The organism is Pseudaeromonas sp. HNCC25DJ180, from assembly GCF_055413345.1.
Genome location: NZ_JBVAYF010000005.1, coordinates 227,929 through 252,612 on the forward strand (window position 1 = coordinate 227,929; position 24,684 = coordinate 252,612).

The 24,684-nt window shown below is 58.8% G+C and carries 25 protein-coding genes; 14 read left to right on the forward strand and 11 right to left on the reverse strand.

Annotated elements, in window-relative coordinates:
* Nucleotides 1-139: 139 nt before the first annotated feature.
* Complete coding sequence (locus ACZYTD_RS06655; protein ID WP_463890491.1) at nucleotides 140-2,179, reverse strand: BCCT family transporter; 2,040 nt, start codon at nucleotides 2,177-2,179, stop codon at nucleotides 140-142.
* 293 nt (nucleotides 2,180-2,472) lie between these two features.
* Entirely contained in the window at nucleotides 2,473-3,672 is a 1,200-nt protein-coding gene (gene tyrS, locus ACZYTD_RS06660; protein ID WP_463890493.1) for a tyrosine--tRNA ligase, read from the reverse strand.
* Between the two features lie 284 nt (nucleotides 3,673-3,956).
* On the opposite strand from tyrS, the gene ACZYTD_RS06665 reads away from it, so the two are divergent.
* Entirely contained in the window at nucleotides 3,957-5,066 is a 1,110-nt protein-coding gene (locus ACZYTD_RS06665) for an anhydro-N-acetylmuramic acid kinase (protein ID WP_463890495.1), read from the forward strand.
* 96 nt (nucleotides 5,067-5,162) lie between these two features.
* Here ACZYTD_RS06665 and ACZYTD_RS06670 read toward each other — a convergent pair whose 3' ends face one another.
* From ACZYTD_RS06670 to erpA, 4 genes are all read right to left on the reverse strand, one after another.
* Nucleotides 5,163-5,606, reverse strand: coding sequence for an HIT domain-containing protein (locus tag ACZYTD_RS06670; protein WP_463890497.1), 444 nt, complete (start codon nucleotides 5,604-5,606; stop codon nucleotides 5,163-5,165).
* 83 nt (nucleotides 5,607-5,689) lie between these two features.
* Nucleotides 5,690-6,370, reverse strand: coding sequence for a DUF2057 domain-containing protein (locus tag ACZYTD_RS06675; protein WP_463890499.1), 681 nt, complete (start codon nucleotides 6,368-6,370; stop codon nucleotides 5,690-5,692).
* Between the two features lie 148 nt (nucleotides 6,371-6,518).
* Complete coding sequence (locus tag ACZYTD_RS06680; RefSeq protein ID WP_463890501.1) at nucleotides 6,519-6,800, reverse strand: glutaredoxin family protein; 282 nt, start codon at nucleotides 6,798-6,800, stop codon at nucleotides 6,519-6,521.
* A 55-nt stretch (nucleotides 6,801-6,855) separates the two neighbouring features.
* Nucleotides 6,856-7,206, reverse strand: a complete 351-nt coding sequence (erpA, locus tag ACZYTD_RS06685) for an iron-sulfur cluster insertion protein ErpA (RefSeq protein ID WP_463890503.1) — start codon at nucleotides 7,204-7,206, stop codon at nucleotides 6,856-6,858.
* A gap of 307 nt (nucleotides 7,207-7,513) precedes the next feature.
* Here erpA and hemL point away from each other — a divergent pair, with 307 nt between their 5' ends.
* The 3 genes from hemL (at nucleotide 7,514) to ACZYTD_RS06700 (ending at nucleotide 10,837) form a co-directional block, all read left to right on the forward strand.
* Nucleotides 7,514-8,827 (forward strand): glutamate-1-semialdehyde 2,1-aminomutase, encoded by a 1,314-nt coding sequence (hemL, locus tag ACZYTD_RS06690; protein ID WP_463890505.1) that lies wholly within the window; start codon nucleotides 7,514-7,516, stop codon nucleotides 8,825-8,827.
* A 25-nt stretch (nucleotides 8,828-8,852) separates the two neighbouring features.
* Complete coding sequence (gene msrA / locus ACZYTD_RS06695; protein WP_463890507.1) at nucleotides 8,853-9,488, forward strand: peptide-methionine (S)-S-oxide reductase MsrA; 636 nt, start codon at nucleotides 8,853-8,855, stop codon at nucleotides 9,486-9,488.
* A gap of 128 nt (nucleotides 9,489-9,616) precedes the next feature.
* Nucleotides 9,617-10,837 (forward strand): hypothetical protein, encoded by a 1,221-nt coding sequence (locus ACZYTD_RS06700; protein WP_463890508.1) that lies wholly within the window; start codon nucleotides 9,617-9,619, stop codon nucleotides 10,835-10,837.
* A gap of 149 nt (nucleotides 10,838-10,986) precedes the next feature.
* Here the strand turns inward: ACZYTD_RS06700 and ACZYTD_RS06705 are convergent, their stop codons facing one another.
* On the reverse strand, nucleotides 10,987-12,024 hold the full coding sequence (locus ACZYTD_RS06705) for a DUF481 domain-containing protein (protein WP_463890510.1): 1,038 nt from the start codon (nucleotides 12,022-12,024) through the stop codon (nucleotides 10,987-10,989).
* Nucleotide 12,025: 1 nt separating this feature from the next.
* A complete protein-coding gene (locus ACZYTD_RS06710; protein ID WP_463890554.1) occupies nucleotides 12,026-12,334 on the reverse strand; it encodes a BolA family protein in 309 nt (102 codons plus the stop codon).
* 146 nt (nucleotides 12,335-12,480) lie between these two features.
* On the opposite strand from ACZYTD_RS06710, the gene rlmG reads away from it, so the two are divergent.
* Genes rlmG through ACZYTD_RS06725 form a run of 3 tightly spaced genes read left to right on the forward strand, consistent with a single transcriptional unit; the run spans nucleotide 12,481 to nucleotide 14,780 of the window.
* The gene (gene rlmG / locus ACZYTD_RS06715; protein ID WP_463890512.1) at nucleotides 12,481-13,617 is read left to right on the forward strand and encodes a 23S rRNA (guanine(1835)-N(2))-methyltransferase RlmG; all 1,137 of its coding nucleotides are present in this window, start codon (nucleotides 12,481-12,483) and stop codon (nucleotides 13,615-13,617) included.
* A gap of 9 nt (nucleotides 13,618-13,626) precedes the next feature.
* Complete coding sequence (locus tag ACZYTD_RS06720; RefSeq protein WP_463890513.1) at nucleotides 13,627-14,199, forward strand: YajG family lipoprotein; 573 nt, start codon at nucleotides 13,627-13,629, stop codon at nucleotides 14,197-14,199.
* Nucleotides 14,199-14,780 (forward strand): peptidylprolyl isomerase, encoded by a 582-nt coding sequence (locus ACZYTD_RS06725; RefSeq protein ID WP_463890515.1) that lies wholly within the window; start codon nucleotides 14,199-14,201, stop codon nucleotides 14,778-14,780. Before ACZYTD_RS06720 ends, ACZYTD_RS06725 begins: the two co-directional genes overlap by 1 nt.
* Before the next feature lie 66 nt (nucleotides 14,781-14,846).
* Here the strand turns inward: ACZYTD_RS06725 and ACZYTD_RS06730 are convergent, their stop codons facing one another.
* Nucleotides 14,847-16,100: an AmpG family muropeptide MFS transporter gene (locus ACZYTD_RS06730; protein WP_463890517.1), complete on the reverse strand. Its 1,254-nt coding sequence runs from the start codon at nucleotides 16,098-16,100 to the stop codon at nucleotides 14,847-14,849.
* Nucleotides 16,101-16,266: 166 nt separating this feature from the next.
* Nucleotides 16,267-16,749, reverse strand: a complete 483-nt coding sequence (locus tag ACZYTD_RS06735; RefSeq protein ID WP_463890519.1) for a YajQ family cyclic di-GMP-binding protein — start codon at nucleotides 16,747-16,749, stop codon at nucleotides 16,267-16,269.
* A gap of 111 nt (nucleotides 16,750-16,860) precedes the next feature.
* On the opposite strand from ACZYTD_RS06735, the gene ACZYTD_RS06740 reads away from it, so the two are divergent.
* The 3 genes from ACZYTD_RS06740 to ACZYTD_RS06750 are packed head-to-tail and all read left to right on the forward strand — an operon-like array spanning nucleotide 16,861 to nucleotide 18,648.
* Nucleotides 16,861-17,199 (forward strand): VanZ family protein, encoded by a 339-nt coding sequence (locus ACZYTD_RS06740; protein WP_463890521.1) that lies wholly within the window; start codon nucleotides 16,861-16,863, stop codon nucleotides 17,197-17,199.
* The gene (locus ACZYTD_RS06745) at nucleotides 17,196-18,098 is read left to right on the forward strand and encodes a ketopantoate reductase family protein (RefSeq protein WP_463890523.1); all 903 of its coding nucleotides are present in this window, start codon (nucleotides 17,196-17,198) and stop codon (nucleotides 18,096-18,098) included. Before ACZYTD_RS06740 ends, ACZYTD_RS06745 begins: the two co-directional genes overlap by 4 nt.
* Complete coding sequence (locus ACZYTD_RS06750) at nucleotides 18,091-18,648, forward strand: DJ-1 family glyoxalase III (protein ID WP_463890525.1); 558 nt, start codon at nucleotides 18,091-18,093, stop codon at nucleotides 18,646-18,648. Before ACZYTD_RS06745 ends, ACZYTD_RS06750 begins: the two co-directional genes overlap by 8 nt.
* 76 nt (nucleotides 18,649-18,724) lie before the next feature.
* Here the strand turns inward: ACZYTD_RS06750 and thiI are convergent, their stop codons facing one another.
* Complete coding sequence (gene thiI, locus ACZYTD_RS06755; protein WP_463890527.1) at nucleotides 18,725-20,182, reverse strand: tRNA uracil 4-sulfurtransferase ThiI; 1,458 nt, start codon at nucleotides 20,180-20,182, stop codon at nucleotides 18,725-18,727.
* Nucleotides 20,183-20,477: 295 nt separating this feature from the next.
* Here thiI and xseB point away from each other — a divergent pair, with 295 nt between their 5' ends.
* From xseB to ACZYTD_RS06775, 4 genes are all read left to right on the forward strand, one after another.
* The gene (gene xseB, locus ACZYTD_RS06760; protein WP_463890529.1) at nucleotides 20,478-20,726 is read left to right on the forward strand and encodes an exodeoxyribonuclease VII small subunit; all 249 of its coding nucleotides are present in this window, start codon (nucleotides 20,478-20,480) and stop codon (nucleotides 20,724-20,726) included.
* On the forward strand, nucleotides 20,727-21,617 hold the full coding sequence (gene ispA / locus ACZYTD_RS06765; RefSeq protein WP_463890531.1) for a (2E,6E)-farnesyl diphosphate synthase: 891 nt from the start codon (nucleotides 20,727-20,729) through the stop codon (nucleotides 21,615-21,617).
* Nucleotides 21,618-21,636: 19 nt separating this feature from the next.
* Nucleotides 21,637-23,505 carry a 1-deoxy-D-xylulose-5-phosphate synthase gene (gene dxs / locus ACZYTD_RS06770; RefSeq protein WP_463890533.1) on the forward strand — a complete coding sequence of 623 codons (1,869 nt, stop codon included), beginning with the start codon at nucleotides 21,637-21,639 and terminating at the stop codon, nucleotides 23,503-23,505.
* Between the two features lie 412 nt (nucleotides 23,506-23,917).
* The coding region (locus ACZYTD_RS06775) for a cache domain-containing protein (RefSeq protein ID WP_463890535.1) at nucleotides 23,918-24,684 on the forward strand (767 nt) is incomplete at its 3' end.

Below are 24,684 nucleotides of genomic sequence, written 5' to 3' on the forward strand. Positions count from 1 at the left end.
AACTATGCCGCACCGCCTCCGCCAGAACCACAAAATTAACCCGCCGTTATGACTAGAGAAAGGGCCAAGATCCATTTAGCCCCACGCCAGCGCAGCAGCACAAAAGGAAAAAGGATCCCGCAGGATCCTTTTTATTCGCTTATGCCGCTGGCGCGGGAGGCTCGGGGGTATGCTCCGGGGCCGAGTTGAGCAGCTCGATATGGTCGTTCTGCTGCAAACTCAGGTAACGCTCATACTGGCGCAACACATCGGCGCTGATCTCATCCTGGGTCAGATATTGAATATCGTAACCGGCGCGACCATCGGCAAAAAAGGTCATCACCTCGCAGAGACACAGCTCCTGATCGCCACTGTGGGCTGCCGCCAGCGGGTTAAAGGCCGGGGCCGGTCGGGATTCAATGCGCAGGCCATAGAGGAAGTCACGGCGCCCCTCCTGAGGCAGCACCAGGGCGATCTGCATCTCGTCTGCCTGCTCTACCCGGCAGGCCACCCCGCGCTGCGAGAGCTCGTCGCTGACACTCTGCAGGGCTGGCAGCGCCCGCTTCTCGATGAAACTCCGCGCCTCGCGGGAGCCGGTATGCCGCACCAATCTATCCAGACGTGAGCGCCAATGTTTGCCATTCCAGAAGTCGGAGGCGGGCGAGAGGCTCAGAGTGGAGTGGGCGCGATCCGCCTGCAGACCGCGCAACAGGCTGTAACAGAGCAACAGCATGATGCAGGTAAACGGCAGGGCGGCGATGAGCGTCATCGACTGCAGTGCCGCCAGGCCGCCGGTGGCCATCAAAATGGCCGCCGTCAGCCCCAACAGCGCAGCCCAGAAGAGGCGTTGCCAGATAGGCGAGCGCACATGACCCTGAGTCGCAATATTGTCGATGACAAAGGCTCCCGAATCGGCCGAGGTGATGAAAAAGACCGCAATCAGCACCACAGCCAGGGCCGAGGTGATATCCGAGCCCGGCAGCAGATCGAAGAAGGTGAAGAGCAGCGCATCCACATTGCTGGCCGCATCGGTCAGCGCCGGCTGGCCACCATAGAGCGTCAGCCAGATGGCACTGTTGCCAAACACCGTCATCCACAGCAGGTTGAAGGCGGTCGGGACAAAGAGCACACCGAGAATAAATTCGCGCAGAGTCCGCCCCCGGGAGATACGGGCGATGAAGAGGCCGACAAAGGGCGACCAGGAGATCCACCAGGCCCAGTAGAGCAGGGTCCAGTTGCCAAACCAGCCACTCTGGTTGGGCTCGGAGTAGGTAAAGGTGCGAAAGGTCAGCTCGGTTAACTGGGAGACATAGTTGCCGATGTTTTCCGACAACGCGCCGAGAATAAACTCGGTTGGACCGACAAAGAGCACAAATAGCAGCAGGGCGATAGCCAGCAGCAGGTTGAACTCAGAGAGACGGCGCACCCCCTTATCCAGACCGCTGACAGCCGAGATGGCCGCCAGGCCGACTACAGCCGCAATCAGGCCAAACCGGAACAGATCGCCCGAGGTGTCAAACCCGGTCAGCCGCGTGATGCCGGCCGAGATCTGCACCACCCCGTAACCCAGGGTAGTGGCGATCCCGAAGATGGTACCCACCAGGGCAAACACATCCACCGCATGACCAATGGGGCCGTGAATACGCTCCTTGAAGATGGGATAGAGACCGGAGCGAATGGTGAGGGGCAAATTATAGCGAAAGCCAAAATAGGCCAGCACCAGACCGACAATGCCGTAGATAGCCCAGGCGTGGAAGCCCCAGTGGAAGAAGGTGGTGACCATGGCCTCTTTCGCCGCCGCCGGCGTGCCGGACGCCCCTTGCGGGGGAGCGATAAAGTGCATCATGGGTTCACCCACCCCGAAATACATCAGCCCTATCCCCATGCCAGCGGCGAAGAGCATGGCGAGCCAAGAGGCGAAACTGAATTCTGGCCGGGCGTCATCCGGCCCCAGACGTATGGAGCTGTATTCACTAAAGGCCAGCCCCAACAGCAGGATCAGGAAGAGGCCCACCGCCAGCACATAGAACCAGCTTAAGTGCTGGGTGATCCAGCTTTGACCGGCGCCAAAGAAACGAGCCGCCGCCTCGGGTTGCAGGGAGCAGATCAGCAGCAGTACGCCGATCAGAATGAGACTGGGGATCAGGATAGGGAGTGAAAGCGTACAACGGGGTGCTAGGGATGGTTGCTGTGTTACCACTATGGCCTCCTCTGTAATGTGATAAAGCGGGGTTCCGTCAGGTGATAAACGGATTCATTAGGTCTATGTCTGGCGCATCTCTTGACGGAAAAAAGGATGAGTATGCAAGTTGCAGCCCGGCTTGTCCTTTCGGCTATTCCGAGCTCTGTTACAGGGGTGAGGGGTTGAAGGCCAAGAGAAATCTACAGCTCAGCGCGGTTGCGGGGCGGCCACTGGGGCACGTTAGCGCCTAAAAAACAAAACCCCAGTCAGTGACGACCGGGGTTTTTATCAACGACTAGCTGCCACAAGCGCTAGGCAACAGTGATCCGGGCAAACTTGCGCTTACCGACCTGCCAGACGCTAGTGCCAGCGGTGACCAGCAGCTTGCCATCGCTGACCACTTCACCCTCACGCTTGACGGCATTTTGCTTGATCATGCGCAGGGCTTCGGAGGTGGTTTCCACCAAACCGGCCTCTTTCAGCAGATTGCCCACGGCCATGCCTTCGGCACCAGCCTCAACCGTCACTTCCGGCATCTCGTCGGGAATGGCGTTCTTGGAGAAGCGCTGGGTGAAGTCGTTGTGCGCCGCTTCGGCAGCCGCTTCATCGTGGTAACGGGCGATGATCTCCTTGGCCAGCCAAATCTTCACATCCCGCGGGTTCAGGGTGCCAGCGGCGATACCGGCCTTGAACTCGCAGATCTCCGGAAGTGGGCGGGTGGAGAGCAGCTCGTAGTAGCTCCACATCAGCTCATCGCTGATGGACATGATCTTGCCGAACATGTCGTTGGGCGCATCGTGAACGCCGATATAGTTGTTGGCGGACTTGGACATCTTCTTGACGCCATCGAGCCCTACCAGCAGCGGCATCATCAAGACGCACTGGGTGGCCATACCGGCATCTTTTTGCAGCTCGCGCCCCATCAGCAGGTTGAACTTCTGATCGGTCCCGCCCAGCTCCACATCCGCCTTCAGCGCCACTGAATCATAGCCTTGCAGCAGCGGGTAGAGGAATTCATGGATGGCGATGGACTGACCACTGCTGTAACGCTTCTTGAAGTCGTCGCGTTCCAGCATGCGGGCCACGGTCTGCTTGGCCGCCAGCTTGATCATGCCGGTGGCGCCCAGCTCCTTGAGCCAACTGGAGTTGTACTCAATCCGGGTCTTGGCTGGATCCAGGATCTTGAATGCCTGCTCGGCATAGGTCTTGGCATTTTCCTGGATCGCCTCTTCGGAGAGGGGCGGACGGGTGGAATTCTTGCCGGAGGGATCCCCCACCAGCGCAGTGAAATCACCAATCAGCAGTATCACCTCATGACCCAGGTCCTGAAAGGTACGCAGCTTGTTGAGGATAACAGTGTGACCCAGGTGAATATCCGGTGCAGTCGGGTCCATGCCCAGTTTGATGCGCAGGGGACGGCCTTCTTTGAGCTTGGCGACCAGCTCGGCTTCGACCAGTATCTCTTCGGCTCCGCGCTTTATCTCGGCGAGCGCGGCTTCCAGCTGGGACATTATTTGCTACTCCATACATAAATGAAAAAACCCAGCCATCTTACGGAATGGCGGCGGCAATGGAAAGCCTGTAAACTGGCGCGGCCTGCGTGCTAACTAGCATGACTCCGCTCTCTTTTTGTCCTTTTATCAGAACATGGCAGTTTGGTTTGTACCTATTTTTGTATCATCGCGCGCCGCGAACGCTGTCTCACGTCACTGACCAGGCTTATGCCAGCGTCAGCGACCCTTCGCTGCCCAGCCCCAAGGATAGCCGCCACACCAGGCCAGAGGAGCAGTAAGCCATGAGCGATCTCTTTATCGGTCTGATGTCCGGCACCAGCATGGATGGCATAGATGCGGCACTGGTCCGTTTTCACGGTGAGCGCCCCGAGCTGCTGGCCAGCCATGCCCATCCTTGGCCGGTGAAGGTGACCAACCGGCTGCATGCCCTGTGTAACCCGGGCCCCAATGAAATTGACCGCATGGGCGAGATGGATCAGATAGTCGCCGTCCATTTTGCCGGGGCGGTGCGCGCCCTGCTGGCCAAAACCGGCCACCACCCCAGTCAGATCCGCGCCATCGGCTCCCACGGCCAGACCATACGTCATAGACCCGAGCTGGGCTTCACCCTGCAGATCGGCAACGGCGCCCGCCTGGCGGTGGAGACCGGCATAGATGTGATCTGTGATTTTCGCGCCAAGGATGTCGCCCTGGGTGGCCAAGGCGCCCCCCTGGTCCCCGCCTTCCATCAGGCGGTGTTCGGCTCCAAAACGGGGCCGCGCATGATCCTCAACATAGGCGGCATCGCCAATGTCTCTGTGCTGCCAGGCCCGGATGATCAGGTCTTCGGCTTCGATACCGGCCCCGGTAATACCCTGATGGATCAGTGGTATCGCAAGCACAAAGGCGGCCATTACGATCCCAAGGGCGCCTGGGCCGCCAGTGGTTGGGTCAACAGCGATCTGTTGAACCGCCTGCTGGGACACCCCTACTTTCACATGCCGCACCCCAAGAGCACGGGGCGTGAAACCTTCACGCTGCCCTGGATGGAGCTCTTCCTCGCCGAGCGGCCCCCCATGCGCCTGGAGGATGTCCAGCGCACGCTACTGGAATTCACCGCCCGCTCCATTAGCGATGCCCTGCTGCCCCTGGCTAGCGGAGTGAAGGCGCCGGAACTCTTCATCTGTGGCGGCGGCGTACACAACGATGCCCTGGTCTACCGGCTGATGGATCTGCTGCCTGGTTGGCATCTGGACTCTACCGATGCCTTGGGGCTGCACCCGGATTGGGTTGAAGCCATCGCCTTCGCTTGGCTTGCCAAGAGCTTCCTGGATGGCCGTGCCGGCAATCTCTCTGCGGTCACCGGCGCCAGCCGTCAGGCCATACTGGGCTGCCTCTGTCCGGCGGGCTAACCCGCGCCAACAACAGCCACGAAAAGAGAGCCACAAAAAAGCCCCGCAGTTATGCGGGGCTTTTTTGTGACGATAAAAAGGAAGGTGACGCTAACACTAGCTCGCCTTGGTGAACTCGGGCAAGACCGCCAACCACTGTTGCCAGCGCTTCACCGCCGCCTGCAGGGAGTCATCCGTGTGATGCTTGGCTGGCAACAAGCCCCAGATGGGCTTGGGCCAGGCCGCATCTTCATGGAAGCGCGCCACATGGTGCAGATGCAACTGATCCACCACATTCCCTATCACCGCTATGTTGAGCTTATCCGGCATCAGGGAGACCTGCATCATCCGCGCTATGCTACACGATTCGGCCAACAGCACACCCGCCTCATCCTCCAGCTCGTACCACTCCCGCATGCCGGCGCGCCGAGGCACCAGTATGATCCAGGGGTAACGGCTCTCCCGGGCCAGCAACACCCGACTCAGGGGCAGATCCCCAAGCCAGACAGTGTCAGCGGCCAGGGTAGGATGAAGGGAAAAGGCAGCACTCAGTTCAGACATGTCAGGCTCTCGCAGGCGATTCGTTGGCAGAGCTTACTCGCCCTGCCCCGGCAAACAAAGCAAAAAAACCCTGCCGTCCCTACTTATAATTGTTGTACCGCCCAGCTCATGAAACGCTTGCGCTCAGCTGGTGTGGCTTGCAAGAAGAGTTGCTGCAGTGCCTGCTCCTTGGCGCCCGTGGTGGACGGGGCCGATGGGGCAGGTTTCGCCGCGGCCACGGCGCTAGCCCCGGCAACTACCGCCGTCGTGGCGACGGTCGCAGTCGTGGCGGTTGCTGCCGTCGTAGAAGTGGCCGCAACGCCGCTGGCTAACACGGCAGAGCCACTTCCCCGGTTATAGTTGGCCAGCAGATCCTGATAATCCACACCCAACATAAACCCCTTCACAGGCAACACATCCTGAACCGCCGGGGTGGCCAAGCCGTTGAGCTCCAGCTTGGGCTGCTTGGCGTATTGCTCCATGGCGGCCTGGTTATTCAAGGCGGGGGCGCTCAGGGTCAGGCTCTCGTCGCCAGAGACGGTAAAGCGCACCACCTGTGGCTCGGAGCGAAACTCCTGATCATTTTCCGAGTTGCTACGCGAGGGGATCACATCCAGATAGCGCACCAGCAGCTGATGCTCACCCGGAGCCAGAGTCAGGCTCTTCTCCTCGACCGACTGCTCGGGTGTGGTCGCCAGCAGCTGCAATGGGCCGCGCAGCTCCAGCGTCGCCGCCAGGGATGAGAGGGTAAACAGTAAGAACGACAGGGAAATGACAGCACGCATGGTCCAGCTCCACCGGAAAATTAGAGCGCCAGCATAGCAGGGAATTATGACAGTTTTGTCACATGACAAATGCGAGAAACTTCTATGACAAGTTGAGATTTGCATATAGAGAGGGCCTCGCTGCAGCCCTCTCTCGTTTTGGGCTAACTCAAACCGCCGGAAACTGCTGCTTGAGATAGCTGATAATATCCAGCGACTCATAGAGCCAGTGGCTCTGCCCCTGGCCATCCAGGATCCGCAGACAGGGCACCTGGCGCTTGCCACCGCCCACCATCAGGGCTTCCAGATGTTCGCCTTCAGCTATGTTGCGGCACGCCAGTTCAATCTTCGCCTCATGGCAAAAATCGGTCACGCGTACACAATAGGGGCAGGAGGGGCGCATATACAGAGCGAGGCGGTTGAGATCATGGGTCAGGGGTAGTGCAGACATAGAGCCTCCGGGCTACCGAGCCAGCTGGCCAGAGTGGCAAGCTGGATCGGGCAAGCTAGATAGAGAAGGATGAGCCGCAGCCACAGGTAGCCGTGGCGTTCGGGTTGGTGACCAGGAAGCGGGAGCCTTCGAGCCCTTCGATGTAATCCACGCTGCCACCCACCAGATATTGCAGGCTCATGCCATCGATGACCAGGGTGACCCCACTCTTCTCGATGACGGTATCCCCCTCATTGATCTTCTCATCGAAGGTGAAACCGTATTGGAAACCGGAGCAACCGCCGCCTGTAATATAGACGCGCAGCTTGAGATCCGGGTTTTCTTCCTCGGTGATCAGGCTCTTGACCTTGTTGGCGGCCGCATCCGTCATCTGGATGGGGAATTGAACCTCGGCTATCTCGCTCATTGTTGACCTCTCTTACACAATTAAGCGGGATTATCCAATACCCTAGTTCACAGTTCAAGTATTCACCGCCACAGGCCATCAGGTAAGTAGAAAAGATCCCAATACGCGGCCCGGCTGTGACTCTGGCCAAAAGCCAGCTAGGCTAATTGAGTCCATACCCCACTCACACCTGGCCGACAACGGGGCTGATATCTGCTGACCGCGGTTTTTGCTATAGTCGGTCATTATCATTAGTCGGCCATGTTCACCGGCGGTCATGACGACAGGGCCCCCCCTGCCAGGCACCGCAATTGCTGAGGACCCATCCATGACAGAACAACATCTTCGCTCCGCCCAACTCTTCGATCAGGCTCGCCATACCATACCGGGCGGCGTCAACTCACCGGTTCGCGCCTTCAACGGCGTGGGCGGCACCCCGCGCTTCATCGACCATGCTGATGGCGCCTATCTCTATGATGTGGATGGCAAAGCCTATGTGGACTACATCGGCTCCTGGGGCCCCATGCTGCTAGGGCATAACCACCCCGCCATCAAGGCCGCCGTACTGGCAGCGGTCGAAAAGGGGTTGAGTTTCGGCGCCCCCACCGCCGTGGAGGTGGAGATGGCGGAAACCCTGCATAGCCTGCTGCCCACCATGGAGATGAGCCGCATGGTCAACTCGGGCACAGAGGCGACCATGAGTGCCATTCGCCTGGCTCGTGGTTTCACCGGTCGCGACAAGTTTATCAAGTTTGAAGGGTGCTACCACGGTCATGCCGATGCCCTGCTGGTCAAGGCCGGCTCGGGTGCCCTCACCCTGGGGCAGCCCAACTCACCTGGGGTGCCCGCCGATTTTGTCAAACACACCCTCACCTGCATCTATAACGATCTGGAGTCGGTACGCAGTGCCTTCACCCAGTATCCAGACGAGATCGCCTGCATCATAGTGGAGCCAGTGGCGGGCAACATGAACTGTATTCCCCCCGAGCCCGGCTTCCTGGAAGGGTTGCGCGCCCTGTGTGATGAGTTCGGCGCACTACTCATTTTTGATGAGGTGATGACCGGCTTTCGCGTCAGCCTGCAAGGGGCTCAGGGCTACTATGGCATCCAACCGGATCTGACCACACTGGGCAAGATCATCGGCGGCGGCATGCCGGTGGGCGCCTTTGGCGGGCGTCGGGATGTGATGGAACATCTGGCGCCGGTCGGCCCGGTTTACCAGGCGGGTACCCTCTCCGGTAATCCGGTGGCCATGGCCGCCGGGCTTGCCATGTTAAAAGCCATCCAGGCACCCGGTATCTATGAGGCTCTCAATGACAAGAGCCGCCGGGTCGCGGAGGGGCTCAAGCTCGCGGCCGAGCGCAACGCCATCCCTCTGACGATCACCCAGGTCGGTGGCATGTTCGGCTTCTTCTTCACCAAAGAGCCCGTCATTACGCGCTTCGAACAGCTGAGCCGTTGCGATCTGGCTGCCTTCAAACGTTTCTACCACCTGATGCTCGAAGAGGGTATTTATCTGGCTCCCAGTGCCTACGAGGCGGGGTTTCTCTCGTTAGCCCACGGGGACGCCGAGATCGATGCCACCCTCCATGCCGCCGATCTGGCTTTCGCCCAGCTGCGTAATGAAGGGTTTGGTATCTAAACCGAATCGAACCAGAGGAGCGCCCATGCGCCAGACCCAGATGATTAGCCCGGCCGAGGCACTGCCGGGCCGCAGTGAGGCCATGCCACTCAATCCGCTGCACTTTGTTTCCCGCCACAGCATGCTGGCGCCCTACCCGGCAGGCCTGGAGCGGGCCTACTTTGCCATGGGCTGCTTCTGGGGCGTGGAGCGTCTGTTCTGGCAGCAGAGCGGGGTCTACGTGACCGCCGTCGGCTATCAGGGAGGCACCACCCCCAACCCCAGCTATCAGGAGGTGTGTTCTGGGATGACGGGCCACACCGAAAGCGTGCTGGTGGTGTTTGACCCGCGCCAGCTAAGCTATGGCGAGTTGCTCAAACTGTTCTGGGAGCAACATGATCCCGCCCAGGGCATGGCTCAGGGCGGTGATGTGGGCACCCAGTATCGCTCCATGATCTTTACCCTCACCAAGGCGCAAGCCGCTGAGGCAGAAGCCACCCGTCAGGCGTTTCAACACGTGATGAACCAGGCCGGAGACACACGAGCCATCACCACAGAGTTAGTCGAAGCCTCCCCCTTCTATTTTGCCGAAACCTACCACCAGCAATATCTGGCCAAGAATCCCGGAGGGTATTGTGGTTTGGCAGGCACAGGTCTCTGCCTGCCACCCACTTGGCGATAGTAAGCACTCACAGGGTAATTAGAGAGGGCTGATCTATCAGCCCTCTTTGTTATGCGTAAATGATGTTAAACCCTGGGCTAACGGTGCCGATAACCTAAGAGCCGGAGAAATCATTTGTGGAGTCACTCATGCGCATCACAGAACAAAAACTGGATCTGAATGCCGAGTATCAGAGTCGTACTCTGCAACAGCGCGAAGTCAAACAGTTAGGCGGCACACTGCAGCCAGGGCAGGAGCAGAGTCTGACATTAAACCAGGAGAGCTATAGCCAAGCAGAGTGGCGCGGCAACCAAAGCGCATCCAACCTGGGCAAGCGAACCAGCGATCCCGGTAGCGAAGCGCTGCTGCGGGATACCCAGCTCAATCGCAAACAACTGCAACAACAGATGAAGCTCAACCTGGGGCGAATAAAGTCAGAAGAGGTTCCGGAGAAAAAGAGCAGCGACCCGGCCGCCACTGGCGCCAGCCATGAACTGACCGATGAAGAGCAGCAAGAGCTTTCCCTACCCAACCAGCTACGCCTGATGAAGGTGATGATCGAATCGCTCACCGGCATCAAGATCAGTTTGCCCAAAACCATGCAAACGTCTGGTGACAGTACCCCAGCCAGCGATGGTGGGGCCGCCACGCCCCAGCAAGCGCCGCCGGAGGCCAGCGGCAACCCACAGGATAATGCCGCAGTACGCGTCACCGATCTCAAACTGGAGCAGGAACAACTTAAATTTGCCGCCCATGGCAGTGTCACCACGGCCGATGGTCGGGAGATCAAGCTGGAGCTGGGCTTTGCCCTGGATTACCAACTGGTCAGCGCCAGCGATCGGCTCACCCGGGCTGGCGCCTTGAAAGACCCCCTGGTGCTCAATCTGGATGGGCTGGTCGCCGATTTCACCTCGGGCAAGTTCAGCTTCGATCTGGAGGGGGATGGCCAGCAGGAGGAGCTGCCGCAACTGGCCGCAGGCTCCGCCTTTTTAGCCATGGATCGCAACAACAATGGCCAGATAGATAACGGCACCGAGCTATTTGGTGTGCAATCTGGCAATGGCTTTGCCGATCTGGCAGCCCTGGATCAGGATGGCAATGGCGTGCTCGACGAGGGTGACAAGCAGTTTGCCGAACTGCGCCTCTACCGACCCGGCGAGGCCCTGCTGACGATGGGCGACAAGCAGATAGGCGCCATCTTCTTGCAAAACGCGGCCACCCCGTTTATGCACTTGGCAGCGGATCCCACCACGTCAAGCGAGGGAGATGGCCAAATAGGCCAAAGCCCCGCCGTACTGCGCCAGACTGGCCTGTATCTGACAGAGGATGGCAAGGCGGGAACTGTGCAACAGCTGGATCTGCGGGTCTAAGCTACTATTCTGCTTCACGCTAACTCGCCTATCGACTCTCCTGCTGACTCTTCTGTATCAGGGGAGTCGCCATTTTTACTCAGGTCTACATTTACCATCAGCGTGACTGAGCAAACCGCTTGAGCCGCTTCTTTCAAGTCGGGTTCTGCTCAAAACTGGGCGCCCAGACTGATCTTCTGCCGCCACTCCTTCTCATTGAGCGGATACTTTATCGAATTGACCTGCAGCCAAGCATCATCCCACTCCAGCTCCTGGAACAAACCAATACGCAGATGGTCATTGAGGTAGTAACGCAAACCAACCGAACCATCAATGGAGCAATTGATGTAGATGTAGGACGAAGCCTGGTGCAGGTATTTCTGGTAAGTTCCTTCGCTATAGAGCTCCAGCTGTTTGTCAAACAGCGGCTGGCGGTAATCCCACTGCAGCCGCGCCACCGGATAGCCGGCGCTATGGTGACCATAGAGCAGCACCAGCGCTGGCGCCGCATCACTCCAGTTCAGCGAACTTATGCCCCCCTGAGCAATCAGCTCCAGCCGCTGTTTCTTCTTGTCATCATTCCAGAAGCGATAGCCAGGACCGGTCAGATAATCGAGCTGCAGGTAAATGGGGGAGAGCAGGTCGTAGTTGTAACTGATGGTGCTGCGCCAGAACGCTTGGTGATTGAAGAAGTAATCCACCGAGGGTTCGAGCTTGTACTTATGGGTCTTGGTGACATCATCGGAGGTTTCATAGGTGTACTCGCCCGCCAGAGTATGACGCCAACTGGCATTCTCCAGCTCCAGATCGCCTTTGAAGAAGAAGTTATTGGTCTGCTTGCTGTTGCGCTTTAGCCGCATATCCAGATCGCCATTACCGCCCAGTTTCCACTGATCCGTAGCCTCGGGTTTAGCTGCGTCGGCCAGCGCCGGTGATACGGCCACCGTTGCGGCTGTCGTGGCCGTTACGGTCGACACCGCAGCGCCCTGGTCGGGGGCAGCGGCCCTGTTGCTGCGCTGCCACTGACTGACGGCGCTGCGCGGCAGGCTCAGATTGCCACCATAATCCAGCGCGATCAGCAGCCTATCGCCCTGCTGGCTGACCCTGCCTGAATAGCGATCGCCATTGGCCATCAGCAGGGTGTCAGCCTGTGCCAATAAGGGTAGCCAGAGCCCCAGAGCGAGGCCGTAAACGGCAAACCTTACCATCTTATTCTGGCTTGCCCACACAGGAGGGGGTGCGCGGCGCGGCGCCCTGCAGCAGCCACTCTTCGGGGGTATAGGTATGCAGCGCCAGCGCATGGATGGCGCCGGCCAGCTCCTCCGCCAACACGCCATTGACCTCCCGGTGGCGCGCCAATAGCCGCTGCCCGGTAAAGCGCTCACTGACCAGCACTACCTTGAAGTGACTCTCGGCGCCGGGCTCGGTACGGTGCATATGGCTTTCATTACGCACCTCCAGATGAGTGGGGGCAAACACCTGCTGCAATTTCAGCTCGATCTGCTGTTGCATGGTCATCATCTTCTCCTCAATGGTACTCTGGTACTTCTGGCTGACCAGACGGGCAGGGTGAGCCTAGCCTCATATGGGCATAGATTGGTGAATCACCTGCGGGCAGGTAGAATAGCGCCATTCTAATCGCAGCCTAGGCAATTAACAGCACCATGAGTCAAATCGAGTTGGGAGGCCATGCCCTCACCCTGGAGCGCTACCCAACCACCCTGGATGCCAGCCTCCAGGCCTGGGAAGCGGCAGATGAGTTTCTACTACAGCAGTTGGCCGAACAGGAAGCGCGCTTGCCCTTGGCCTCTGGCCCTGTGCTCATTTTCAACGATGGCTTCGGTGCCCTGGCCTGCGCATTACACGAACGTCACCCCTTCTCTGTCAGCGACTCCTTTTTGGCGCAGGAGGCAAGCCGCCGCAACCTGGCCAGGAATGAACTGGCCGCCGAGCGGGTCACGCAGCAAGATGTGCTCGCGCCCTTGCCGGAGCATCCCGCTGTGGTGCTGATCAAGATCCCCAAGACCCTGGCCCTGCTGGAGCAACAACTGCTGCAACTGCGTGAGGTGGTCACCGAGCAGACCCTGATCCTGGCGGGCGCCAAGAGCCGGGATATTCACAGCTCTACCCTGCAGCTGTTTGAGCGCATCCTCGGCCCTACTCGCACCTCGTTGGCCTGGAAAAAGGCCCGGCTCATCTTCTGTAGCGTGAGCAAACCTGGGGCACCAGAAAATCCCTATCCTACCTGCTGGCAGGAGGAGCAGAATGGCTATCTCATCAGCAACCATGCCAATCTCTTCTCCCGTGGCAGCCTGGACATTGGTGCCCGCTTCTTCATGCAGCATCTGCCCTCCCAGCTGACGGGCACCCTAGCCGATCTGGGCTGTGGCAACGGCGTGATTGGCTTGACGGCACTGGCACAAAATCCGGAGGCCAGGCTGCTCTTCGTCGATGAATCCCATATGGCCATCGCCTCCAGTCGGCAGAATGTGGCCCATAACCGGCCCCAGGATCTGGGACGCTGTGATTTTATGCTGGGTAATGCCCTGGAGCAGCAACCGGATGAGTCGCTGCAAGCCGTGCTGTGCAACCCCCCCTTCCACCAGCAACACACCCTCACTGATGATCTGGCCTGGCAGATGTTTTGCGATGCCAAACGCTGTCTGGTTTCAGGAGGTGAACTGTGGATAGTCGGCAATCGCCATCTGGGCTACCACAGCAAGTTACCGCGACTCTTTGGCCAGGTACAAACTATCGCCAACAACCAAAAATTTGTTATTTTACGAGCCATAAAATCTTAGGGAGCTGTTATGAAACCACTACTGTTTGCCCTGCTCGCCCTCGCTCTGAGTGGCTGCAGCACCACCTGGCCCGAGTCGGCCAGCCTGAACCCCATTCTCAACGATCAGCCAGACAACATACTGCCTCAGGGCACCCGCATCAAAGTGGATAGCAATGATGCCCGGGTTGGTAGCCAGATCATCAAGATCAAGCTCAGCGGCAAGCCTGAGGTGCTGATCCCCAACAATGTGGCGCCCGCCACTCTGCTGGCCGATCGTCTGGCCAAGGGGTATGCCAAGCAGGGAGCCATCATCACCAATGATGCGGAAAACCACCTGACCCTGGGCATAGAGCAGTTGCAGGCCGAGGTGACCAAGCCGGGCTTGGTCTACAAGACCCGGATCGCTATCCGCGTCAAACTCAATGCCGAGCACAATGGTTCCCACATCACCAAGGAGTATCGCAAGTCAGCCATGCAGGAGACAGCGACCCTGCCGGATACCGGCGACATAGAAGTGATGCTGAACGAGCAGATCGCGACTCTGCTCAACGAGATGCTGGGTGACAGCCAGGTTCGCAACTACATTCGGAGCGGTAACTGATGAAATCATGGTTAGCTATGTTGGCCCTGCTGCCAACTCTGGTTCTGGCCGCGCCGCAGGCGCAGACCGTGGCGCCCGCCGCCAAAGTGGTGCGAGTCGAGATGGAGACCAGCTACGGCAAGCTGGTGGTGGAGCTCGATAGCGCCAAGGCACCGAAGACGGTGGCGAACTTCCTCAAGTACGTCAAGGATGGCAGCTATCAGGGCACCCTGTTTCATCGGGTGATCCCCGGTTTCGTGGTGCAAGGGGGCGGCTATGACAGCCACTTCACGTCGCTGCCCAACTATCCGGCCGTGGAGAATGAGTCCAAGAATGGCCTGAGCAACAGCCGCGGCACCCTGGCCATGGCGCGCACCGGCGATCCGCACAGTGCCACCCGCCAGTTCTACTTCAACCTGAAGAACAACGAGGCCCTGGATGGCGGAGTCAACTGGGGATACACTGTGTTTGGTAAGGTGGTGAGCGGCATCGAGGTGCTGGATAAAATTGCCGCCCAACCAACTGGTTTTAACCCTGACCTGCAAGCCGATGACGTGCCGCAGCAACCCATACTGCTCAAGCAAGTGACGCTGCTGCCCTAGCCATTGGGTTAACCAATAAAAACAGCCCGCAAGTGCGGGCTGTTTTTATTGGGAGAAGAGACTGGGCTAGGTTTGACTACTGCTGACTGGGCTCTTGTCATGCCAGGGCGCCACCTTCAGCAACAACACCATACCCGGCACGGCCAACAGGGTGCAGAGCCAGAAGAAATGTTGCCACCCCAGGGCCGCCACCAGATAGCCGGTGCTGGCATTCACCACGGTACGCGGCACCGCAGCCAGTGAGGTGAAGAGCGCAAACTGGGTGGCGGTATAGCGCGGATCCGTAGTGCGGGCGATAAAGGCGGTAAAGGCAGCAGTACCCAGCCCGACCCCCAGCGCTTCAAACCCAATCACCAGCCCCAGCGCCCAGAGGCTGGGCGTCAAACCACTCAACCAGACAAACCCCAGGATCGACCCCAGTTGCACCAGGCCAAACAGCCAGAGCGCCCGGTTGATCCCCAAGCTGATCATCCAGATACCCCCCAGCAGCCCCCCCAGCACACTGGCCCACAATCCGGCATTCTTGGCTATGATGCCGATGTCGGTCTTGCTGAAGCCCAGATCCAGATAGAAGGGGGTGGCCAGCGCCGTGGCCATGCTGTCCCCCAGCTTGTAGAGAAAGAGAAATAGCAGTATCAGCAGCGCACTGCGCCACCCTTGCCGGGTCATAAACTCATGAAACGGCTCGACCACCGCCTCGCGCAGGGTTTGCGGCACCCGCACCAGTTGCGGCTCCTTCACCAGCAGAGTGAGTGCCACCCCGGGCAACATGAAGAGCGCCGTGATGAAAAAAACCTGGGCCCAGGGCAGATGGTCGGCCAGGATCAAGGCGAGCGCTCCCGGCACCAGTCCGGCGATACGATAGGCATTCACATGCAGCGACGTCCCCAACCCCAGCTGTTCATCACTCAATATCTCGCGCCGAAAGGCATCCAGCACTATGTCTTGACTGGCGCTAAAGAAGGCCACGCAACCCGCCAGGGCGGCTATGCTCCAGAATTCTCCGCCTGGGTCGAGCAACCCCATACCGGCAATCGAGCAGAGCAAAATGAGCTGGCAGAGCAACATCCAGCCGCGACGCCGCCCCAGCGGCAGCACGGTGAAACGATCCATCAGTGGCGCCCAGATAAACTTCCAGGTGTAGGGAAACTGGATGAGCGCCAACAGGCCTATGGCCTTGATATCCACCCCCTCGCTCTTGAGCCAGGCTGGTACCAGGTTCAGCAACAAGTAGAGTGGCAGACCGGAGCTGAAGCCGGTGAAGAGACAGATCAACATGCGACGGGAGAGCAGCAGCGCGAGCCAGGGTTTATCACTCATAACGGATAACAAGGTAACAAAAAGGAGCGGCTACCATACCCTATGGGCTGTCACTGTGCCATGACAGGGCACAGGAAAGCGCGGGCACAACAGCGGCCAGAGCAGGGCGCGCCTGATAAAAAAACGGAGCGCTTGGCTCCGTTTTGGATGTTAACCACTGACAGGCTTAGTCGCGGAAGTTGGTGAACTGGAAGGGCTGACCCAGATCGGCACCACGGACCAGCGCCATCGCCTCCTGCAGATCATCCCGCTTCTTGCCGGTCACCCGCACTTCGTCGCCCTGAATGGCAGCCTGTACCTTGAGTTTGGCCTCCTTGATAAGCTTGACCAGCTTCTTGGCCATCTCGGTCTCGATCCCTTCCTTAATTTTCACCTCTTGCGAATAACGCCGACCGGAGTGGACCACTTCGGCGAAATCCAGAGAGCTCGCATCAATGTTGCGCTTGAGTACCTTGTCGCGCAGTATGTCTTCCATTTGCTTGAGTTGAAACTCGGCATCGGCGGCCATCTTGATAGACTCTTTGGTAAACTCGAAAGAGGCTTCAACGCCGCGGAAATCGAAACGGGTCTGCAGTTCGCGATTGGCATTCTCCACCGCATTCTGCATCTCGTTCATGGATACTTCAGAGACAATGTCAAAAGAGGGCATGGTGTGCTTCCTGTCTATCCCAACAAAAGGCCATAATCTAGCATAAGAAGGGGGCCACACTGAATGACTCTCTCTGCTAGAATCCCGCCAATAGTCACATAAGAGTCTGCCATGTCGCCTCGTCTTGCTCGTCTACTGCTGCTACTGATCTGCGCCCTGATGCTCTGGCGCGGGCTGGGCCCCTTTGCTATTCCCGATTATGTATCTAACATGGATAAGTGGGTGCATAGCCTGGCATTTGGCCTGCTGCTGGCCATCAGCGAACAGGCCCTCCCCGGCAAGTTGTGGCATAAAGTCGCCTGGGTACTGGCCTTCGGCCTGCTCATTGAAGTGTTGCAGATAGGCACCCGGCATACAGCCAGCCTGTTCGACTGGCTGGCGGATCTGGCAGGCGTCGCCACCTACCTGCTACTGCGCCAAGGGTATCGCAAATGGGAGCAACTCAGATGAAACACTGGACCCTGCTTGGTTGTGGCGCCCTGGGGGGAGTGCTGGCCGGGCTACTCGCCAAAGCTGGCCATCAGATCAGCCTGTTGCGCACCGATGGCGGTGCCGTGCGCCTGCCCCTGCAGTTGCAACTGTGGGATCTTGATGATCACGGCTATCGCTTCGAACCCGACTTCCTGCAACCCAAGGATGCCGACAACATCACTCTGCTGCTGGTGACCACCAAGGCCTACCAGGTACAACCGGCCCTGGAGCCACTGATTGGTCGCCTGCCCAGCCACACGCCCATACTGCTACTACACAATGGCATGGGCACCCAAGAGTGGGTGCAGCGTGCCTTTCCCGAGAACCCCCTGCTGCTCGGCATTACCAGCAACGGCGCCCTGCGCCTGGGGGTCGATGAGTTTTGCCATACCGGCCCCGGCGAAACCTGGATAGGCCCAGGCAACGATGCAGCTCAAGGCTATGCCTTCCTGGCTGACGTACTGGCACAGGCACTGCCCCACGCCGGCTGGAGCAGTGAAATCCATCTCAAGCAGTGGGAAAAGCTGGTGATCAACAGCATCATCAACCCTCTGACTGCCTTAAGCGGCGAGCAGAATGGCGCTTTGCTGGCACGCCGGGAGGAGATCGAGGCCTTATGTCACGAACTGCAGCCCCTGCTGCTGCGCCAGGGCTTGCCCCAGAGTGAAGAAGTCTGGGTTGAGAAGGTGCTGCAGGTGGCCCGCCTCACCGCCGAGAACTACTCCTCCATGCAGCAGGATCTGGCCCACCAGCGCCCCACCGAGATCGACTACATGTGCGGCTATCTGTTACGTCAGGCTCTGCCGCTGGGCATTCCATTGCCACTACAACAACAGCTATATCATGCCATCAAAGCCAAGGAGCACTCCCATGAGTAAACACGCCCTCGTCGTCATCGCCCCCGGCTGTGAAGAGCTGGAAGCCGTAGCCAGTATCGATGTTTTGGTGCGCGGGGGGGTCAAGGTCACGGTCGCCTCTGTCTGTCCACATGGCCGCCTGCAAGTCACCGCCTCCCGCGGCGTCAAACTGGTGGCCGATGTGCTGCTGGAGAGTGTGGCCCGGGAGCAGTTTGATCTCATCCTGCTGCCTGGCGGGCTACCCGGTGCCGAGTACCTGCGTGACACGCCGCAGCTCATCGAGATGCTCAAAGCCCAGCGCGCTCGTGGTGCCTGGCGCGCCGCCATCTGCGCCACCCCCGCCGTGGTACTGGCCCACCATGACCTGCTTGGCTCCGCCAAAGTAACAGGCTACCCCGGCACCGAGGGCCAGCTCGTCAACTATGTGGCGCAAGCCGTGGTGGTCGATGAAGCCGAGCACCTCATCACCAGCCAGGGACCCGGCACAGCCGTGGCCTTCGCCCTCGCCGCCGTCCGGGTGCTAGAAGGCCCCACGCTGGCCCAGAAGGTCGCCGCCGGTCTGTTGGTCTAACATAGGCTGTTGAATACACACCACGAACACAAAGGGCCCTATCGGGCCCGTTGTGTTGACTCATCCAGCTAGCTTCTCACGCCTGGCGATACACCTTGACGTTATTAAAGCCCTGCTCCTTGAGATACAGCGCTTGCAGCTTGCTCATCACGCCGCGATCGCAGTAGAGCAGGTAGCTTTGGGACTGATCCAGGTCACCAAACTGGGTAGCCAGTTTGTAGAAGGGCAGATGACGCACCTCATGACCCTCGACGCTAAACGGCCGCTCCTCGTGTTCATCCGGTGAGCGGATATCCAGTATCACCTCACCGGCCGCCAACGCCTGCACCGTCTCCACCTCTTGTACCTGCTCGCGGGTCTCCTCGGCTATGACCCGGATATCCATCCAGCGCGTCTCACTCACCACCCGCTCCAGAATGGCGAAGTCGAACTTGGCTTCCTCCTCCAGCACCTTGTCCATCCGCGCCTTGACGGTAGGCTTGTTGGAGATGACGCCGCAATACTCGGGTATGGTCTCGGCGAACTCCAGGGTACCGATGCGGCGAGCTGAATCAATAATATCCTGCTTGTCACTGACGATGAGCGGACGCAGGATCAGGGTCTCGGTGACCCGATCGATGACCGACAGGTTGGTCAGGGTCTGGCTGGAGACCTGGCCCAGGCTCTCACCGGTTACCAGGGCTTCGACGCCCATGCTCTCGGCCAACTGGGAGGCCACCCGCATCATCATGCGCTTGAGCACCACACCCATATGGCCGTTGTCGATCTTCTCCAGGATCTCGGCCACTATGGGCTCGAAAGGCACGGCCAGAAACTTCACCTTGTGGGAGGAGCCAAACTTGTTCCACAGGTAATAGGCCACCTGCTTGACCCCCACCTCGTGGGCGGCACCACCCAAGTTGAAGAAGCAGTAGTGCACCCGGCAACCGCGCTTGATGAACTGATAGGAGGAGACCCCCGAGTCAAAACCACCCGAGATGAGGCTAAGCACATCCTCCTGGGTGGAGAGCGGATAACCACCCAAACCGGGGTAAATGGCGGTGATAAGGTAGAGTTTGTCGTCCTCTATCTCCAGATTGATCTGCAGATCCGGGTTCTTCAGCCGCACGCCGCCGGTCACATGGTTCTGATTCAGGCCGCCACCCACATAGCGCTCCACCTCGATGGAGGTGAACGGCTGCTTGCCATGGCGCTTGACCCGGACACAGAAGCTCTTGCCTGCCAGTTGGTCGCCATACACGGCGGCAGTGCGGGTATAAATCTCGTGGATATCGCTATAACGGGACTCCTGCACCTCGAGGAACGCCTGAATGCCGGGAGTACAACCCAGTATCTGGATCATCGCCTCGCGGGTGGCGGGCGTTTCGTTGTCACACGTGACCACCAGCTTGTCCCAATCCATACGAACACGCACCAGCGGATCGACACGGCGCAACACGTTGCGGACATTGCCCTGTAACACCTTGGTCATGCGCTGGCGCACAGACTTGCTCTTGATGGTGATTTCAGGGAATAGCTTGATGATAAATTTCATAACGAACGCTCTTGTTAACCACAGAAGGGAGGGCCTGACACCAGATAAAACCGGGCCAGAGACCGAAGCCAGGAGTCCAGGGGGGACCCCGACCTCTGCTTGGCGGCGAATTATACCCAAGCCGAGGGCAAGACCAAAATTTGCGTGTGATTTAGATCTGCTTAATTGCGCATAGGGGACAAAAATCAGCCGGCCAGCCGCTCAGCTCACGAGCCAAGGCACGGCTTGCTCCCCCATTGGCGGCAGAGATGTTAAGATGTCGACAATATGGCCCCCGATACCGAGGAAGGACACCATGGCCGGCAAACGCGTCGATGCCCTCACTTTTGATGCCACCCTGGATGAGCTGGAAACCATAGTCCAGCAGATGGAGCAGGGCGAGCTGCCGCTGGAGGAGGCCCTCAAACAGTTTGAGCGCGGCGTCCAACTGGTACGCGCCGGTCAGCAGAAGCTGAACCAGGCCGAGCAGAAGGTACAGATCTTGTTGGCGGAACAGGGCGAGGAGCGCCTGGCCCCCTTCACTACCACCCAAGGAGAGGAATAAGTGACGCTGGATGCCTTTTCACATCACTACCGGCAACGCATAGATGGGCTGTTACAGCAGCATATTGATGCCCTGAGTGATGTTGCCCCGAATCTGAAAGCCGCCATGCGCCATGGCCTGCTATTGGGTGGCAAGCGCGTGCGCCCCTTCCTGGTCTACGCCACCGGCAACATGCTGGGCGTGGCGGATGAGTTGCTGGATGGCCCGGCGGCCGCCATAGAGTGCATTCACGCCTACTCGCTGATCCACGATGATCTCCCCGCCATGGATGATGATGACCTGCGCCGCGGCCACCCGACCGTGCACAAGGCCTTCGATGAAGCCACCGCCATTCTGGCCGGGGATGCCCTGCAGACGCTGGCCTTCAGCATACTGGCCGACCATCCCCTGCCCTCAGCCCTGGCGCGCAACCAGATCCAGATGCTGAGCCAACTGGCTCGCGCCTCAGGCTACGCTGGCATGTGTGGCGGTCAGGCCCTGGACTTAGCGGCCGAAGGGCAGAAGGTGGGGCTGGAAGCCCTGGAGCAGATCCACCGCCACAAGACAGGTGCGCTCATCGAATGCGCCGTCACCCTGGGCGCCCTCTGCCACCATCAACTCCAGGGCGAACAGCTGGCGGCCCTGCAACAGTATGCTGCGGCCATTGGTCTAGCCTTCCAGGTGCAGGACGACATTCTCGACATCATAGGTGACACCGCCACCCTGGGTAAGCCCCAAGGCTCGGATCTGGCGCTGGAGAAGAGCACCTATCCGGCACTGCTGGGGCTTGAAGATGCCAAGCATCTGGCCCACGCCCTGCACCGTCAGGCATTAGCCGCGCTGGCGCCTTTGCCCTACAATACGCACCTCTTGCGAGCCTTCGCCGACTATATTGTCGAGCGTACCTATTGAACGCGAATAGAAGTAACCGATGAGTCTTGATATAGCCCATTATCCGACCCTGGCTCTGGCCAATACGCCAGATGAGTTGCGCCAACTGCCCCAGGAACGTCTGAACCTCCTGTGCGACGAACTGCGCCGCTACCTGCTGCGCTCGGTCAGCCGCAGCAGTGGTCACCTGGCCTCCGGCCTTGGCGTGGTCGAGCTCACTGTCGCCCTGCACTATGTTTACCAGACCCCGTTTGATCGCCTGGTCTGGGATGTGGGCCACCAGGCCTACCCGCACAAGATCCTGACCGGACGCAGGGAGCGCATGCAGAGCATACGCCAGAAGGATGGTTTGCACCCCTTTCCCTGGCGTGAAGAGAGCGAGTACGACGCCCTCTCGGTCGGCCACTCCAGCACCTCCATTGGCGCGGCATTGGGCATGGCCATAGCCGCCAAGAAAGAGGGCAAGGGACGCAAAGCGGTAGCCATCATTGGCGACGGTGCCTTGACCGCCGGCATGGCCTTCGAAGCACTCAACCATGCCGGGGATCTGCATGAAGATCTGCTGGTGATCCTCAATGACAACGAGATGTCCATCTCCGAGAACGTGGGGGCGCTAAACAATCATCTCGCCCGCTGGCTCTCAGGCCAGCTCTACACCACCATACGCGAAGGGGGCAAGAAAGTGCTCTCCGGCCTGCCGCCGGTCAAGGAGCTGGCGCGCCGCGCCGAGGAGCATTTGAAGGGCATGGTGATCCCCGGCACCCTGTTCGAAGAGTTTGGTTTCAACTATATCGGTCCCATCGATGGTCACGATGTCAATGCCCTCATCACCACACTGCGCAACATGCGTCAACTCAAGGGGCCGCAGCTGCTCCATGTGATGACCAAGAAGGGTAAGGGCTACGAGCCCGCCGAGAAGGACCCTATCGGATATCACGGTGTGCCCAAGTTCAACCCGGATGATGACTGCCTGCCCAAGAGCTCGGGCGGTAAGCCTGGCTTCTCGACCATCTTCGGCCAGTGGTTATGCGACATGGCGGCCCAGGATGAGAAGCTCGTCGGCATCACCCCCGCCATGCGCGAAGGCTCCGGCATGGTCGCCTTCTCGCAGCAATACCCGGATCGCTACTTCGATGTCGCCATTGCCGAGCAGCATGCGGTGACCCTGGCAGCCGGATTAGCCATTGGTGGACAAAAACCCGTGGTGGCCATCTACTCCAGCTTTCTGCAGCGCGCCTACGATCAACTGATCCATGATGTGGCGCTGCAGAATTTGCCTGTGCTCTTTGCCATAGATAGAGCAGGCATAGTCGGTGCCGATGGCCCCACCCATCAAGGCGCCTTCGACATCGCCTTTATGCGCACCGTGCCCAACCTCACCATCATGGTCCCCTCCGATGAGAATGAGTGTCGGCAGATGCTCTATACCGGCTATCAGTTAGGCGCCCCGGCGGCAGTGCGTTATCCGCGTGGTAGTGGTACCGGCATTCCCCCGGAGCAGACTATGAGTAGCCTGCCCATAGGCAAGGGCAAGGTCGTACGTCAGGGCCAGAAGTTGGCGCTGCTCTGTTTTGGTCCGCTGCTTAAATATGCCCTCACAGCCGCCGAAACCCTGGACGCCACCGTCGTTGACATGCGCTTTGTCAAACCCCTGGATGAAGCGCTGTTGGCTGAACTGGCCGCCAGCCATGATGCCTTGGTCACCCTGGAAGATGGCGCGCTGATGGGCGGAGCCGGCTCTGCGGTAGGGGAAGCCCTGCAACGCCATGGCCTGCAAAAGCCACTGCTGGCGCTGGGACTACCCGATCGCTTCATCGAGCAGGGCAGCCAGGAGGAGATGTACCGCGAGCTGGGACTGGATGCCGAAGGCCTGCGGCATCGCATCCTCGAGTGGCGAGGCCAAGCATAAACCTCAAGTGAAGCCGGGCGAATCGCCCGGTTTTTTCATTTCAGCCTCCCCCACCCCACCTAGTTGTTAACTCGCCGTTAATGGGCCACTGCTGACACCCAACCGACACGTCATCTCGCTATTCATCCCCGCCGCATTGACACACGATCGTTTAAAACATTAACCCTCACCAAAAGAATCCCATTGCCAACCAAAAGAGCTCCAACAGGAAATGAAGTTGAAATGTCAATAAACGCCATAGGTAATTAGTGTGATATATGCACAGAATTAGATTGTATTCTGATCGGACCACTGTCTAAAATCCGCTCGCTCGATTTGAGTGTTTAATCTATGGGTGAGATAAATTATGGATGGTGTGATGTTATCACCAACATGTAGCGAGAATGTTCCAACTCAGGGTCCATCAAGGACCATGCGCACTCTGGCGCGCCTGAGCCTGGCAACCAAGATGAATCTACTTATGCTGCTGATGCTGGTACTGAGCCTAGTCGGGGCTCTGCTCAATGCTAATGCCGCAAAAGAGAGTGTGAAGAGTGCGCTCGAAGAGGGGCTCCAATCGCAGGTAGAAAGTTACGCCAATACGCTGGCAGCCATGCAAAAAGAGCTGACGCCGGAAGCCTTTTTGCAACAAAGCCACCAACTGCTGGACAATGCACGCTGGGGTGAAAACCAGAGCGGTTATCTCTTTTTGGTCGATAATGAGGGTCGCTTTGTCAGTTTCTCTCCCGACCCGAGCAAAGAGGGCAAACCGGTATCCCGCACCACGATCAAAGAGACAGGACGCTATCTGGCAGATACCTTTACCGATGTGATTGCCGAGCAACAACCACAACTTATCCACTACGATTTCCCGAAACCGGGCAGCCAAAGCCGAGTGGAAAAAGCCAGCTATCTGATACCGGTCGGTAACTATGTGCTCGGTGCCGGTATCTATCTGGATAGTGCCGATACCGCCTTCAAGCAGTACCTCTGGAGCAGTACCCAGCAGATGGTGGTGATCCTCGCCCTACTGATGGCATTGGTCCAACTACTGACTCGCACTATCCGCAAGCAGGTCAACCAATCGCTACAGGGCCTGCAACGCATCTCCGAGCGGGTACTGGATCACCGTATTCACACCTATGGCAGCGACGAGTTTTCCCTTATCAATCATGAGCTCGAACAAACCCGTCACAACCT